Here is a 14,683-nt window from a genome sequence, read left to right on the forward strand (position 1 = left end):
TTTCTTTGGGCGGAGGTGTGGGCAACAAAAAAGCGGAGCCAAAGCCCCGCTTCCTCGGATGTCGAGACTTCCCGCCGGTTCATCCGCGGTCGGCAAATCGATCGACGATGCTTTTCTAACGCGACATTGCGACAGGCGTACGACAGCTGAATACCGCCGGATCGTTACGCGCGCTCGATCCGGCACTGATAGCAATTGTTGCGCGCCGAGCGGACATGCACATAGGCGATGTCATCGCGCTCGAACAAAGCCTCTGCCCGCGCAGCGATAGCGCCCGTTGAGATGACGCCGCCGCTGCCATAGACGATGCGGTCGTCCTTGCCGTAGCCACGCACGATGTAGTCGGTGCTTTCGAGCATTTCGGGAAGCGCCTCGACCTCGGCAGCGCGCTCGCATTCCTCGGCGTGCAGGAAGATCGGCCCGGTTTCGGCATAAGGCTGCAATTCCGGGAATGGCCGGTAGGCCAGGATAAGATAGACATCGCCGGCGGCCACGTTGTTCAGGCAGTGGCGGCAAGGCACGCCGTCACCATCGGATATTTTCCGCTCCGGTGTCAGGCCGTAGGCGTCCGGCCCGCCGCGCTGCAAGGCTCTGACATCTTCAGTGGGCAAGGCTTTGAACTGGATGGCCATGGCGAAATCTCCGGTGTCGTCGATCGGAAATTACGCCGCTGCGCCAGCGCTTCCACCCGATTCCTGCCAATCTGGATCGGTCTATCAGGGCATCAGACGGTGCACCAGCCCTGTGATCCCGGCCAGCTCCATGGCACCCGAAGCGCAGAAGAGGCCTTCAGATGGCCGCCAATGCGGTTTTTCGGAAAGCTCAGCGGATGAAGTCGTCGAAGCGGCGCAGCGTCACCCGGCGATTGCGCCAATTCTCGTTCTGCGTTTGCACCAGCAGAAACTCCTCGCCGTAGCCGACAGTTTCAAGTGCATAGCCCGGCACGCCGAATTCGCGCACCAGGGTGCGCTTCAGCGAGGCGGCGCGCCGTTCGGACAGGATCTGGTTCGACTGGAAGGAGCCAACCGCGTCGGTATGGCCTTCGATCAGCACGCGGGCACCGGGATCGCGCCGCAGGATGCGCTGAAGCGCATCGGCGACGTTTTCGATCTTGCCGTATTGCGAGCTGGAAATGGCTGCCGAGCCAAACGCGAAATTGATCGACTGGATATCGATCGAACGGGCCATGCGCCGCAGGTCCGGCCGCCTCTTGAATTCGCGGATGGTGACACGCTGGTTCGGGCGCAGCTTAACTCGGGGCGCTGCCTCGAGCTGACGCTCGATCGTCGCTGCCGAAGGCGTGGTCGCCTGGGCGGCGGCAACGGTCGGCACGGCAAGTGCCGCAATCAGCGCGGCGGCAAATCTGCGTCGGGTCAGCATGTCTTTCTCCTTCGGCCTCGGCCGCATTGATCATTCCGGCAAGATGGCAAAGACAAGCTGAAGCATTGATGAACAACAAGTTCAGTTTTCGGGAGAAATCACGGTCGCATGACACTGGCCGCCCGCTCGGCGAAGGCCATTGGATGAACGATCTCCTTCTTTTGCGCCACCGGCGCAAAGCCGAGTTTCTGGTAAAGCGGCAGTGCCGCCGGATGATCGAGCGTGCAGGTCTGAACCGTCACCCGCCTTGGGCCGTGCGACCAGGCGGCGGCGATCGCCGCACCGAGGAACCAGCGGCCGATGCCTTGCCCGGTCGCGTGCTCCATCATACCGAAATAGGCGAGTTCCACTTCCTCCGGCAGATGCGGCTTGAGGTCGAAGAAACCGGCCGGCGCGCCATCCAGATACAGCACCCTTATGTCGCGGTCCTCGCGGTGGATGCCTGCGGACAACTCCTCGTCGCTCAGCCGCAGCACGTTGACCCAGTGCCATTTGCGGCCCACCCGATCCATCAAATAGCGGTAGAAATGCAGCGGAATGTCCTTGGTCTTCAGCAACGCGATCTGGCGGTTGTACGGCAGCGGCGGCGAATAGGCCGGCGGCACATGCATTTCGAGAAACGTCACCGTGACCTCGATGTCCTCAACCGCTCCGTTTTCCATCACCGTCAGTCCTTGCCCGTCACCACGGGCGTATCGCCAAGCCCGCCCCATTCGGTCCATGAGCCGTCGTAGAGCCTATTGTCGGTATGGCCGAGCGACTCGAGCGCCAGCGTGATCGCTGCCGCGGTGATGCCTGAGCCGCAAGAGGTGATAACCGGCTTCGACAGGTCGATGCCGGCGTCCTCGATCACCTTGCGCAAACGCTCTTTCGACAGCAATTCGCCGTTCTCGGCAAGTGCCGCAACCGGCACATTGTGCGCGCCGGGCATGTGGCCTGAACGGATGCCGGCGCGAGGTTCAGGCTCGGTACCGGCAAACCGGCCAGGCGAACGTGCATCGGCGATCTGGCTTTCCCCGGTCTCGACGATCCGACGCATGTCGGTAAGGCTGGCGACGCGAGCGGCATCAAAGTCGGCATGGAACACCCCAGGCGCGATCTTTGTCGGCTCCGACGTCACCGGCCGTCCGTCTGCCTTCCAGCGGTCGAAGCCGCCGTCCAATATGTAGACTTGGAACACGCCCATGACGCGGAACATCCACCAGGCGCGCGGCGCCGAGAAAAAACCCGGACCGTCGTAGACGACGATCGTGTCGTCGGCCGAAACACCCATGGCGCCGACATATTGGGCGAAATGCTGCGGCGAAGGCAATGTGTGCGGCAGCGGGGAATCGGGATCCGAGATCGCATCCTGGTCCAGGAAACGGGCGTTTGGGATGTGCGCTGCATCGTATTCGGCGCGCGCGTCGCGCTTCTGTGCCGGCAGATACCACGAGGCATCGACGATGGTCAGGCCAGGCTCGCCGAGGCGCTTCTGCAACCAGTCCGCATCGACGGTGAAAGGACTGTCTTCGGCCATTTTTCTTCTCCTGCCCCGCCTTTGGCAATCTATATATCAAGCCGTGGGCATCGGACCAAAGCGTATTCGGAAGCGCCGGTTTTCGCGACCCTTCTTCTCGATTTTGCCAATATGGATCTCGCCGACTTCTCCAGTGCTCTTCACATGGGTGCCGCCGCAAGGCTGGCTGTCGATCGAGGCGTTTTCGCCGATGCAGACCAGGCGGATCTTGCCGGTGCCGACGGGTGGCCGAACATTCTTGGATTTCACCAGTCCTGGATTGGCCGCCAGTTCCTCGTCGGTGATTAGCCTGATAAAGACCGGGTGGTCGGCCCGCACCAGCTCCATCAGCCTGGCCGTCACGTCTTCCCTAGTGAAGCCGGCATCCGGAATATCGAAGTCGACGCGGCTGTCGTCCTCGGAAACCGAGGCGCCGGTGATCGGGAACGGGCAGGCGACGGTGAGCAAATGACAGGCTGTGTGCATGCGCATCAGCAGATGCCGCCTCTCCCAATCGACAGCGAGCTTAATCGGCTCACCGACCTCAAGCACCGCCTGCCCCGGTGGCGGCACGTGGATGATCTCGTCCTTGGTCTCGCCGGTAATGGTGGCTGCAACAGCAATCAGGCTGCCGTCGGCGCGTTCCAAGGTCCCCGTATCGCCCGGTTGCCCGCCCGACGTGGCATAGAAGATCGTCCGGTCCAAAATGACGCCGCCATGGTCGTTGACGGCAACAACGACGGCATCGGCCGTCCTGAGATAGGCGTCGTCGCGAAACAGGGCATCCGTCCTGTAAGCCATCACGCCACCTTTTCGAACGGCACCGAAATTGTGCTTCGCTGTTCCATCCAACCCGGCACCGGCAGTTTCTTTTGGCGCAGAAATTCCGGGTTGAACAATTTCGACTGATAGCGCGTGCCGTAGTCGCAAAGCACGGTCACGATGGTGTGGCCGGGACCCATTTCACGCGCCAACCGGATCGCGCCGGCAATGTTGATGCCGGTTGAGCCGCCGACGCACAGGCCCTCCTCCTGGATCAGGTCGAAGACGATCGGCAGCGCATCCTCGTCCGGAATCTGGAACGAGAAATCCGGCGTGAACCCTTCCAGATTGGCGGTGATCCGCCCCTGCCCGATGCCTTCGGTGATCGAGCTGCCTTCCGATTTCAGCTCACCACTGGTGTAAAAACTAAAAAGCGCGGCACCCAGCGGATCGGCGAGCGCGACCTTCACGTCCTTGTTTTTGGCCTTCAGCCCGAGCGCAACGCCGGCCAGCGTTCCGCCAGACCCGACGGCGGAAACGAAGCCATCGACCTTGCCGCCGGTCTGGGTCCAGATTTCTTCCGCCGTAGTGCGGGTGTGGCCGTCCCGGTTGGCGACGTTATCGAACTGATTGGCCCAGATCGCGCCGTTCGGCTCGGACCTCGCCATCTGCTCGGCCAGACGACCCGACAGTTTCACATAATTGTTAGGGTTCTTGTAGGGAACGGCAGGCACTTCGATCAGCTCGGCGCCGAGCAATTTGATCGTGTCCTTCTTCTCCTGGCTCTGCGTCTCGGGAATGACGATCACGGTGCGATAACCAAGTGCCTTGGCGACCAGCGTCAGTCCGATACCGGTGTTGCCGGCCGTTCCCTCGACGATGACCCCGCCCGGCCTCAAGAGCCCGCGCCGCTCGGCGTCGCGGATGATGAACAGCCCGGCGCGGTCCTTGACCGACTGGCCCGGATTCATGAATTCGGCCTTGCCCAGGATCTCGCAGCCGGTTTCTTCCGAGGCTTTGTTGAGGCGAATCAGAGGTGTGTTGCCGATCGCTTCGATCACAGAACGGGGCATGGAGATTCCTTTATGCTTGCGGCGGAACCCTAGAAACCCGAAGCTTCGGTTTCAAGGCAAGAATTTGTCTGGTCCAGCGGCATTTCTGGGGTGCAATTTTCTGAAAGCAGACGTCGCGTTCCGGTATTCATTTGAAGCTCGCGCTGAAAAGCGCTCTTTCCATTCGATTTCTTCACCGCTAGAGCACAAGCTAAGACAATGTCGCAGGGCATAGCATGACACTCTATCGGGCCAACCCGAAGCACGGCGTCGCCTGGATCACGGGCGGCAGCAGCGGCATGGGCCGTTCACTGGCCAAGGACCTGGCGGCTCAAGGCTATACCGTCGCAGTGACGGCGCTCGACGACGATCCGATCGACTCGTTGGTTGTCGAGACGGCGCAGATGCCGGGCCACGTCACGGCCTATCCCTGCGACGTCACCGACGAGACGCGCATGGCAAAGACGGTCGCGGCGATCGAGAGGGATCTCGGCCCCATCGTCTTGGCCGTCTTCAATGCCGGGAACTATATCGCGACCCCGGGCGAAGACCTCACCGTCCGCGGGTTTCGCCAGTCCTTCGATGTCAATTACTTCGGCATCATAAATGGCCTGGTGCCGGTCATAGAACGCATGCGCGTCCGCGCGCGCGGCCATGTCGTGCTGGTCGGTTCGGTCACCGCCTATTTCGGCTGGCCGACTACGGCCGCCTATGGCGGCACCAAAGCGGCGATCAACATATTGGCGGAGTCGCTGAAATACGACTTTGATAAGATGAACGTGCGCATTCAGGTGATGAACCCGGGCTTCGTCGACACGCCGCTGACCGAGAAAAACTTGCTGCCGATGCCCGCGCTGATGCCCGTCAATCGCGCCTCGCGCCGCATGGCGCGCGGCATCAAATCCGGCGGCTTCGAAGTCACCTTCCCGCGCCGCCTAAGCTGGGGCCTGAAACTGCTCAGCATCCTGCCGCGACCATTCTGCCGATGGTTCATCAGCACTGCGACCCGCTGGAAGTCACGTCCGCTGAATTTCGACCGCAAGCCGCCGAGCGAATAGGCCGGCCATAAAGTTGGCGATCCCCCCGGCGGGATCCCGTTGCCTGTTTGCATTTTGCGGCCATAGATTGAGAATTGATGCGTGGAGTCTGCGATGGGGCGACGGATCGTGCTTGCGATATTGGGTCTCGCCCTCATCCTCATCCTCGCTTTCTCGCTTGGCCCGCGTGTGCCGGTCGACACCACGATACGCTTCGATGCCTCCGCGGTCGGCGACGATCCGCAGGCCTATCTGGCACGCAAGGAGGCTGCCGTACCGGACATTTACGATGGGTTGGAGAAGGAAATCATCTGGGCCAACCCGATGGTCCGTGCCAGGACGCCGCTCGCGATCGTCTATATCCACGGCTTTTCGGCGTCGAAGGGCGAGGTTCGTCCGCTGCCCGACGAGGTGGCCGACCAGCTGGATGCCAATCTTTACTACACCCGGCTCACCGGCCACGGACAGGGCGGTGCCGCAATGGCCGAAGGCAGCGTCAACGCCTGGATCAACGATTATGAGGAAGCGCTCGCCATCGGCCGGGCGATCGGCGACAAGGTGATCGTCATCGCGACCTCGACCGGCGGCTCGCTGGCGGCCTGGGCCGCGACGCAGCCAGGCGCGTCGGACGGGGTGGCGGCAATCGCATTCATCTCGCCGAATTTCGGCGTCAAGGCTTCCGGCGCCGAACTTCTGACCATGCCGTGGGGCCGAGCAATCGCCGAGCTGGTCGCCGGCAAGGAGCGCAGCTTCGTGCCACGCAACGCGCTGCACGAGAAATTCTGGACCTACCGCTATCCGATCGCGGCTGCGTTGCCGATGGTGGCGCTGACCGAGCTTGCCTATGGCGCGCCGGTGGAGAAGGCGACGATCCCTGCCCTGTTCATCTTTTCGGATTCGGACACGATCGTGCGGCCCGACCGCACCCGTGAAATTGCCGGGCGCTGGGGCGCTGCGCACGAGTTGGTGCCGGTCGACGATACCGGCGATCGGGATAACCACGTCATTGCCGGTGACGCGCTGTCGCCAGCAACGACAGCCTTCCTCGCGCAGCGCATTGTGGTGTGGGTGGAGGCGGTGGTGAACTAGCCTCAGGACTCATTGCCTAGAGCCAGAAGATGACGGTTGCAGCGATGCAGATCACCGATCTTGAATCGGATTTGCAGCCCTTGGAAATCCCTCCAATCCGAGGGAAGATCATCCCGCTCTAACTCTCGGGGGTTCTCATGGAAAATCACGAGCCGTTTCTGCGCGAGGCGATTGCGCTCTCGAAATCCGCGATGGCAAACGGCGACGAACCGTTTGGCTCGGTGCTGGTAAAGGACGGCGAAGTCATCCTGCGCGCCGAAAACAGCGTCTTCACCGGCCACGATATGACAAAACACGCCGAGATGAACTTGGTTAAACTGGCGGCGCAGCACTACGATCCTGCTTTTCTCGCCGACTGCACGCTCTACACCAGCACTGAGCCGTGCGCGATGTGCTCCGGGGCGATCTACTGGTCGGGTATCGGGCGTATGGTGTTTGCGTGCTCCGAAACGCGGCTCGGCGAGATTGCTGGGATCGGGTTAAATGTGCCTAGCCGGGCAGTGTTGCAGACCGGCGCGCGTGCCGTCACTGTGGTTGGCCCGACGAACCTCGAAGACGAAGCCGCCGAAGTCCACCAGGAATTCTGGCCAAAGCATTTGGGCAAGGTTTAGGTCTCAGGCGAAAAAGGCGACCGAAGCATCGCTCCGATCGCCTTTTTTCATTGTGAGCAGCCGAGCCGTACGGCTCGGCCGGATGCACCTATGTGATTACGCAGCCCGCGCCGCCGGCCGCTTGCCACCGAAACGACGCTTGTTGTTGCCCTTGAAGGGCTTGGCGCCTTCCGGCTTGCGCTCACCGGCAAAAGCCGGCTTGTCGCCGAAGCGCTTCTTGCCGAAGCCGTTGTTCTGGCCTCCGGGCCGCCGGCCGTCGCGACGGCCATTGTGGTCGTTGCGGTCATTGGCCGGCTCGAAGCGCTCGTTCTTTTCAGCCGGATTGCGCACTGGATCGGGACTGCCGAGATGGTCGGCAACGATCGGCAGCTTGGTGCGGATGATGCGCTCGACCTGGCGCAGCTTGCTGTTTTCGGAAGGATCGCAAAGCGTGATCGCGATTCCGTCCATGCCGTTGCGCCCGGTGCGGCCGATGCGGTGAACATAGCTCTCCGCCTCGTCCGGCAGGTCGAAATTGACGACGTGGCTGATGCCGGGCACGTCGATGCCGCGCGCCGCGATGTCGGTCGCCACAAGAATGCGCACCGAACCCTCGCGGAAATCGTTCAGCGCCTTCTGGCGAGCGTTCTGCGACTTGTTGCCGTGGATGACGGCGGCCTTGAAGCCGTCGCGCTCGAGGTCCTTGGTCACCCTGTCGGCGCCATGCTTGGTGCGCGAAAAGATGATGACGGACTTCATCGCCTCGTCGGCGAGCATCTTGGACAGCACCTGGCGCTTCTGCTTGGTGCGGGCGAAGACGACGCCCTGCACGATCTCGGCCGCCGCCGTGCTTTGCGGTGCCACTTCGACGCGGATCGGATTTTTCAGCAGGCCCTTCGCCAGCTCGGCGATTTCATTCGGCATGGTCGCAGAGAACAGCACCGTCTGACGGTCGGGCGCGGTCGCCTTGGCGATGCGCTTGACGTCGTTGATGAAGCCCATGTCGAGCATGCGGTCACCCTCGTCCAGCACCAGCCATTTGGTGTCGGAGAGAATAAGGTCACCCTCGCGCACCAGATCGGTCAAGCGGCCCGGCGTGGCGATCAGGATGTCGACACCGGGTGCAACTTTCTTGACCTGGCTGAAGCGAGAGACGCCGCCAAGCACGAGCGCGGTCGAGACATGCGCGCCCTTGGCGAGGATCTTGATGGTGTCCTCGATCTGCACGGCGAGCTCGCGCGTCGGCGCCAGGATCAGGGCACGTGTGGTCTTTGCACGGCGCTTGGTGCCGAGCGCGATGATTTTCGACAGGATCGGCAGCGCAAAGGCCGCCGTCTTGCCGGAGCCGGTCTGGGCGATGCCGAAGATGTCACGGCCTTCCATCTGGGGCGGGATCGCCTGGGTCTGGATCGGCTTCGGCTCGGTAAAGCCGGCGCCATGGGTCGCCTTGAGCAGCGCGCCCGAAATTCCAAGCGCTGCGAAACCGGTGAGTTCCGCAGTGTTACCGGTCGAAGTGGTACCGGCAAAAGTGTTTTCGTTGGTCAAAATAGTCTTCTTTCACGCGGCTCCTGGCCGCAACATCGATGGCGGCAGGGCGCAACCTGCCGTCGAAAAAATTGATATGGAACGACAAGGCGGGCGGACGGGATCGTCCACTCGGCTGCGCTGTCGTGCCCGCAGGCATCATGCCGCGGGGCTTTTTCACCACCTTGCCGATTGTCGGGAAGAGGGAAAACAGACGCAACCAGTCTCATTCATCGAGAAGGCCGGATACTCCCGGCCCAAGCGCCTATGTCGCCGCATATGGCCCAGTTCGCTACGGAATGCAAGGGGCGCCATGTTGCGACGCAACAAATCGACGGCAAAAGCGGCGCTTGCGCTCCCCTGCCTGCATGACTACCACAAATCAGCTTTCCGTTTTGAGGATCGACCGATGAAGGACGTGCTGAAGGAACTCGAGCGCCGCCGCGACATGGCGCGCATGGGCGGCGGCCAGGCCCGTATCGACGCACAGCACAAGAAGGGCAAACTCACCGCGCGCGAGCGCATCGACGTCTTTCTCGACGAGGGCTCGTTCGAGGAGTTCGACATGTATGTCGAGCATCGCTCGACCGATTTCGGCATGGAGAAGACCAAGATCGCCGGCGACGGCGTCGTCACCGGCTGGGGTACCGTCAATGGCCGCCCGGTCTATGTCTTCGCCAAGGACTTTACCGTGTTCGGCGGCTCGCTGTCCGAGGCCCACGCCGAAAAGGTGGTCAAGGTGCAGGAGATGGCACTGCGCAACCGCGCGCCGATCATCGGCCTCTACGACGCCGGCGGCGCCCGCATCCAGGAAGGCGTGGCAGCACTTGGCGGCTATGCCGAGATCTTCCAGCGCAATGTGCTCGCCTCCGGCGTGATCCCGCAGATTTCACTGATCATGGGCCCCTGTGCCGGCGGCGACGTCTATTCGCCAGCCATGACCGACTTCATCTTCATGGTGCGCGACACCTCCTACATGTTCGTCACCGGGCCAGACGTGGTGAAGACGGTCACCAACGAGACGGTGACGGCCGAAAGCCTCGGCGGCGCCTCTGTCCACACGACGAAGTCCTCGATCGCCGACGGCGCTTACGACAATGACGTCGAGGCGTTGCTGCAGATGCGCCGGCTGGTCGATCTGCTGCCGGCCTCCAACACGGCTGATATCCCTGAGATCGAATGCTACCAGTCGGTCACCGATCACGATCTGTCGCTCGACCGGCTGATCCCTGACAACGCCAACAAACCCTACGACATCAAGGAGTTGATCCTTAAAGTTGCCGACGAGGGTGACTTCTTCGAGATCCAGCAGAATTTTGCGAAAAACATCGTCACCGGTTTCGGGCGCGTCGAAGGCCGCACGGTCGGCTTCGTCGCCAACCAACCGATGGTACTGGCCGGCGTGCTCGATTCGGATGCCAGCCGCAAGGCGGCTCGGTTCGTGCGCTTCTGCGACTGCTTCTCGATTCCGATTGTCACCTTCGTCGACGTTCCGGGCTTTCTACCCGGCACCGCGCAGGAATATGGCGGGCTGATCAAGCACGGCGCCAAGCTTTTGTTCGCCTATGCCGAGGCGACGGTTCCGAAGATCACCGTCATCACCCGAAAGGCCTATGGCGGCGCTTATGACGTGATGGCGTCAAAGCATCTGCGCGGCGACATGAACTATGCCTGGCCGACGGCGCAGATCGCGGTGATGGGCGCCAGGGGCGCGGTCGAGATCATCTATCGCAAGGATATAGGCGATGCGGAAAAGATCGCAGCGCATACAAAGGCTTACGAGGATCGCTTCCTGTCACCCTTCGTCGCCGCCGAGCGCGGCTATGTCGACGAGGTGATCATGCCCCATTCGACCCGTCGGCGCATTGCGCGCGCGCTCCGCATGCTGCGCAACAAGGATATGCAGAACCCCTGGAAGAAGCACGACAACATTCCGCTGTGACATCGCCGGCAGCGCGAAGGCGGCTACAACAAAAGCTCACTCTGCTGCTGCCGCTCCGAACCCAGCTCCCATCGTCGCGCGGACGGCGCCCGCCCAAGGCGTCGCGTGGTTGTCGATGCGCATCTGGAAGATGAAATAGGTCGGCGAGCAGAAGCCGATGCCTTTCACCTTAGCGGCGCCCGGCGTGTCCGGAGGTAGCGACTGGCACATATAATCCTCGCGGCAGAAATGATCGGCCGAGCAGGCCGGCCGGTTGCCGCGATTGACCGCGCCGCCGAGGCACTGGTCGAAATTGTTGGTCGCCACGCAAATGTCGAATTTCTTGCCGCCGACCAGTCCACAGATCTCGTTCGGCATCGGCTTGCCCGGCTTGAAGCCGGCGAAGCTGCGGTCCTTCTCGTCGCAGCCGCGATAGGCGATGCCTGCCGGCACGCCGATTTTCGGAGGGCGGCAGGTATAGGCGGTGCGCGAAATGTCGGTCGCGAAGGCGGCGAACTGGCCCGATATGCTGTAGCGGTCATTGAACGGCTGCGCCGGATTGCTGGTGATCGAGCCGGTCAGGCATGGATGGCCGGAAAACATCCTTTTACTGTCTTTGGGCAGCAGGCATTGCGCCAGTTTGGTCCGCACGGCCGAAGCAGTCGCCAGCGGCGTGCAGACGGTGCCGCCGCCGCATTGCCAAGTCGTGCCAAAGCGGGCCGCATCCTCTGGCATCAGACATGGCATCGCCATCTCGGCCGGTGCGTAAGCGACCTCGCCGGCGTCCTTCCATGCGGCCGGCGGCGCGAAGGACAGCGGGCGGAAGCGGTTCGGCTCCTTGCCCTCGGCGGTCGCGCGCAGCCAAGCCTCGCGCCGCGGCATCTCGGCATGAAGATGCGGCGAGATGCCGACCTCGATGCGGTTCAGCGGCGAGGTCGTCTTGTCGTCGAGACCGATGAAATGGAAACCGGCGGTCGAACCCGCCTGATGGCAACCTTGGCAGGCGCCATTGTCCAGCCGCTCGACCAGCGCTTCCGGCGTGCGCACCAGTCTCAGCGCGGAATAGTCTAGCCCAGAAAAATCCGCGGGCTGGAAAAGCGGCGTGAATGGGTGGTTGGCCTGCCTTGCGCTACCGAAGGTCGACCAAGAGATGATTTTCTTCGCCAGGAATTCATCCGGGATTTCGTAGACGCCGAGATCGACTGCCGTGAGATTGGCGCCGATGTAGTCGGCGAGTCTTTGCTTCAGCGCGGCGTCTTCCGACAGCAGCGCCACGTCAGGCGTGTTTTCCAGCGGCCTCTCGATGACTTCAGCGCCGTCGATGCCGAAAATCCGCATGAGATAGGCGGCCTGCCCGCCGAATTCGGTCTCCTGGCCGGAGGGAAAGCGCACTACCTGGGCGTTGAGCTCGAGCTGCTTGAAGCTCAGCCCGGCCTTTTCAACCGGCCCGCCGATGAGCCAGCCGATGTCGACGGTTTCATCGAGCTGCGGCGTCCATCGCCCGGCAACGCCGACGCAGCCGCCATCGGCGTCCGGCGCGACGCTGTAGATGGCATTGAAGTTGAACGGCAGGCGCGAGGCCAGAACCTTGCCGTTTTTCTTGAAGCTGTAGGCAAGGCGATAGATGAAACGCACCTCGCCGCAGCTTCCGTCACCCCACATCTCGGCGAAATCGCGCCGATCGAGCCGGTTGACGACACCGACCAGCCGGAAGCGCGCGGCGTCGGTCTTCAGCCAGCGCATGTCCATGATGCGGCCGACATTGCCGTCGGTGACTTCGTAGAGCGGCCGCCCGCCAGCCTTCATCTCGGCTCGCAGCGCAGCGACATCGCCGGCAACCGTTTCGACGATCTGGTGATAGGCCGGTGCCTTGTCATAGAGCGTCTTCAGGTCGCCCTTGCCATCGACGCCGAAAATGCCGGCGAAACCAAAGCCTCTACTGTCGAGGGCGGCAAGCACGGCCGGATCGTCTACGATGATCACCGGACCTTCGGCACGCGCGAGATTGGCTGTGAAGAGGAAGGCGAAAATTACGGCGACCAAGGCGAGCCAGCGGTTCATCCAGCGATCATCCCATTGCGATTTTCGGCAAGCTCGCGCAGCACCGGCAGCAGCGCCAGCGGCAAGTCTTCGGCGATCAGCCCAGGTCCGAAACGGCTGCCGGCCTCGGCATGGATCCAGACCGCCGCGCAGGCGGCTTCGAAAGCCGGCATACTTTGCGCCAGGAAGCCGGCAATGATGCCCGACAGCACGTCGCCCGACCCGGCAGTGGCCAGCCATGGTGCGCCATTGCCGTTGATTGCCGCTCTGCCATCGGGCGTCGCGATTACGGTGTCCGCGCCCTTGTAGACGACGATGGCGCCGGCGCGCTCTGCGGCAGTGCGCGCCTTGGCCAGCTTGGACAGGTTGTTGTCTCCGGCGATGTCTGGAAACAGCCTGGCGAATTCGCCCTCATGCGGCGTCAGCACCAGCGCCGGCGCGTTCGAACGACGGGCGGCTTCGAACAAAGCGTTCGGCGCATCGCGAAACGACGTGATGCCATCGGCGTCGAGCACCAACCCGTCGACCCTGTTGTCTGGCCGCTGCCCGGTGGCCAGCACGCCGAGGGCAAAATCCCGTGTTTTTTCACCAACGCCAAATCCGGGTCCGAGGACGAAAGCCGACGGCCGGTGGCCGATGAATTCCTTCACGTCCGCGATTATGTCGGCCTTACGCAGCATGATCGAGGTCAGATGCACGGCGTTAACCTGCATGGCGTTCGCCGGCGACAGCACGGTCACCGCCCCTGCCCCGCTTCTGGCCGCGGCAAGCGCCGACAGCCGTGCGGCGCCCGTCGCCGATGGCCCGCCCGAAAAAACGCCGACATGGCCGCGCTTGTATTTATGGGCGTCGACGGCTGGAACCGGGAAATTCCTTATCCAAAGCGGCGGGGTGTTCTCGAAGGTTCGCGGTTCAAGCTGCGCAATGATCCCGTCGTCGATGCCGATGTCGGCAAGCACCAGCTCGCCGCACATTTCGCGCCCAGGCAACAGCAGATGGCCAGGCTTTTTTCGCGCAAACGTCACCGTGATCCGGGCGCGGAATGCTTGGCCGAGACTCTGGCCGCTCTCGCCTGACACGCCCGAGGGCAGATCGACCGCGACGACAGGCAGGTTCAGTTCTGTCGCGACCTCGACCGCCCTGGTGGCATCACCGGACAGCGGCTTGGACAGCCCTGCCCCATAAAGCGCATCGACCAGGATCGAACCTGCCTCGGCAACAAACTCCGACAGCGGCCGAGGCCTGACCGGGCACTCCGAAGCAGCGAGCGCCGCGTCGCTGCCAGGCCTAGGTGAGCCGGACGCCCACGCGGCTACGTCGACGCCGCTGTCATGCAGCAATTTGGCGACGACGTAGCCGTCGCCGCCGTTGCTGCCGGGACCGCACAGGACGTGGACCCGTCTGGCAGCCGGGAAATGGGCGAGCACCACCGCAGCGACCGCGGCCCCTGCACTGCGCATCAGGCCGATGCCGTCGCGTGGTCCGGTGGCGATCGCCAGCCGGTCGGCCTCGGTCATCTCGGCCGGAAACAAAAGCTCGTTGTTCATGGACTGCCGATCCGCATTGGCTCAGGCCTGATCCCTGTGTTCAAACCCCGGTGCTTGTGTTCAAAGATTGTCCAGTTTTCGGCTCTAAAGCAAACGGGCGCCGAGATGGCGCAATCTATAAGCACTTCGTTGGGGACAATGACGCCGCCAAAACAGAATTTGCCTGCGATGTATCCTATCTGCTCAATTATTGTGCAGACGGAAGGACCGACAATGTGTAGGTTCTCAGTATCCATGACGCAT

13 protein-coding genes are annotated in these 14,683 nt (G+C 62.5%); 4 read left to right on the plus strand and 9 right to left on the minus strand.

Going from position 1 to position 14,683, the window contains the following annotated elements; genetic code table 11:
- Window positions 1-164: 164 nt before the first annotated feature.
- The 6 genes from NKH73_RS08715 to NKH73_RS08740 form a co-directional block, all read right to left on the minus strand.
- Window positions 165-632 carry a DUF1203 domain-containing protein gene (locus NKH73_RS08715; protein ID WP_352930363.1) on the minus strand — a complete coding sequence of 156 codons (468 nt, stop codon included), beginning with the start codon at window positions 630-632 and terminating at the stop codon, window positions 165-167.
- Between the two features lie 190 nt (window positions 633-822).
- On the minus strand, window positions 823-1,380 hold the full coding sequence (locus NKH73_RS08720; RefSeq protein WP_352930365.1) for an OmpA family protein: 558 nt from the start codon (window positions 1,378-1,380) through the stop codon (window positions 823-825).
- Between the two features lie 98 nt (window positions 1,381-1,478).
- Window positions 1,479-2,042: a GNAT family N-acetyltransferase gene (locus NKH73_RS08725; RefSeq protein WP_352930367.1), complete on the minus strand. Its 564-nt coding sequence runs from the start codon at window positions 2,040-2,042 to the stop codon at window positions 1,479-1,481.
- Between the two features lie 5 nt (window positions 2,043-2,047).
- A complete protein-coding gene (gene sseA / locus NKH73_RS08730; RefSeq protein ID WP_352930369.1) occupies window positions 2,048-2,899 on the minus strand; it encodes a 3-mercaptopyruvate sulfurtransferase in 852 nt (283 codons plus the stop codon).
- A gap of 36 nt (window positions 2,900-2,935) precedes the next feature.
- Window positions 2,936-3,679 carry an alanyl-tRNA editing protein gene (locus tag NKH73_RS08735; RefSeq protein ID WP_352930371.1) on the minus strand — a complete coding sequence of 248 codons (744 nt, stop codon included), beginning with the start codon at window positions 3,677-3,679 and terminating at the stop codon, window positions 2,936-2,938.
- Window positions 3,679-4,713, minus strand: a complete 1,035-nt coding sequence (locus NKH73_RS08740) for a cysteine synthase A (RefSeq protein WP_352930373.1) — start codon at window positions 4,711-4,713, stop codon at window positions 3,679-3,681. The genes NKH73_RS08735 and NKH73_RS08740 overlap by 1 nt, the downstream gene beginning before the upstream one ends.
- A 215-nt stretch (window positions 4,714-4,928) precedes the next feature.
- Here NKH73_RS08740 and NKH73_RS08745 point away from each other — a divergent pair, with 215 nt between their 5' ends.
- The 3 genes from NKH73_RS08745 (at window position 4,929) to NKH73_RS08755 (ending at window position 7,429) form a co-directional block, all read left to right on the plus strand.
- On the plus strand, window positions 4,929-5,750 hold the full coding sequence (locus NKH73_RS08745; RefSeq protein WP_352930375.1) for an SDR family oxidoreductase: 822 nt from the start codon (window positions 4,929-4,931) through the stop codon (window positions 5,748-5,750).
- Between the two features lie 93 nt (window positions 5,751-5,843).
- Complete coding sequence (locus NKH73_RS08750) at window positions 5,844-6,818, plus strand: alpha/beta hydrolase (protein WP_352930377.1); 975 nt, start codon at window positions 5,844-5,846, stop codon at window positions 6,816-6,818.
- A 137-nt stretch (window positions 6,819-6,955) separates the two neighbouring features.
- On the plus strand, window positions 6,956-7,429 hold the full coding sequence (locus NKH73_RS08755) for a nucleoside deaminase (RefSeq protein ID WP_352930379.1): 474 nt from the start codon (window positions 6,956-6,958) through the stop codon (window positions 7,427-7,429).
- A gap of 96 nt (window positions 7,430-7,525) precedes the next feature.
- Here the strand turns inward: NKH73_RS08755 and NKH73_RS08760 are convergent, their stop codons facing one another.
- Window positions 7,526-8,953 (minus strand): DEAD/DEAH box helicase, encoded by a 1,428-nt coding sequence (locus NKH73_RS08760; RefSeq protein WP_352930381.1) that lies wholly within the window; start codon window positions 8,951-8,953, stop codon window positions 7,526-7,528.
- A 388-nt stretch (window positions 8,954-9,341) separates the two neighbouring features.
- Between NKH73_RS08760 and NKH73_RS08765 the strand changes: the two genes are divergently transcribed.
- A complete protein-coding gene (locus NKH73_RS08765; protein ID WP_126106685.1) occupies window positions 9,342-10,874 on the plus strand; it encodes an acyl-CoA carboxylase subunit beta in 1,533 nt (510 codons plus the stop codon).
- A 36-nt stretch (window positions 10,875-10,910) separates the two neighbouring features.
- Here the strand turns inward: NKH73_RS08765 and NKH73_RS08770 are convergent, their stop codons facing one another.
- Together NKH73_RS08770 and NKH73_RS08775 are read right to left on the minus strand one after the other, a co-directional pair.
- Complete coding sequence (locus NKH73_RS08770) at window positions 10,911-12,914, minus strand: hypothetical protein (RefSeq protein ID WP_352930384.1); 2,004 nt, start codon at window positions 12,912-12,914, stop codon at window positions 10,911-10,913.
- Window positions 12,911-14,440 carry an NAD(P)H-hydrate dehydratase gene (locus NKH73_RS08775; protein WP_352930386.1) on the minus strand — a complete coding sequence of 510 codons (1,530 nt, stop codon included), beginning with the start codon at window positions 14,438-14,440 and terminating at the stop codon, window positions 12,911-12,913. Before NKH73_RS08775 ends, NKH73_RS08770 begins: the two co-directional genes overlap by 4 nt.
- Window positions 14,441-14,683: the final 243 nt, after the last annotated feature.

This window comes from Mesorhizobium sp. M0938 (genome assembly GCF_040319125.1).
Classification (GTDB): domain Bacteria; phylum Pseudomonadota; class Alphaproteobacteria; order Rhizobiales; family Rhizobiaceae; genus Mesorhizobium; species Mesorhizobium robiniae.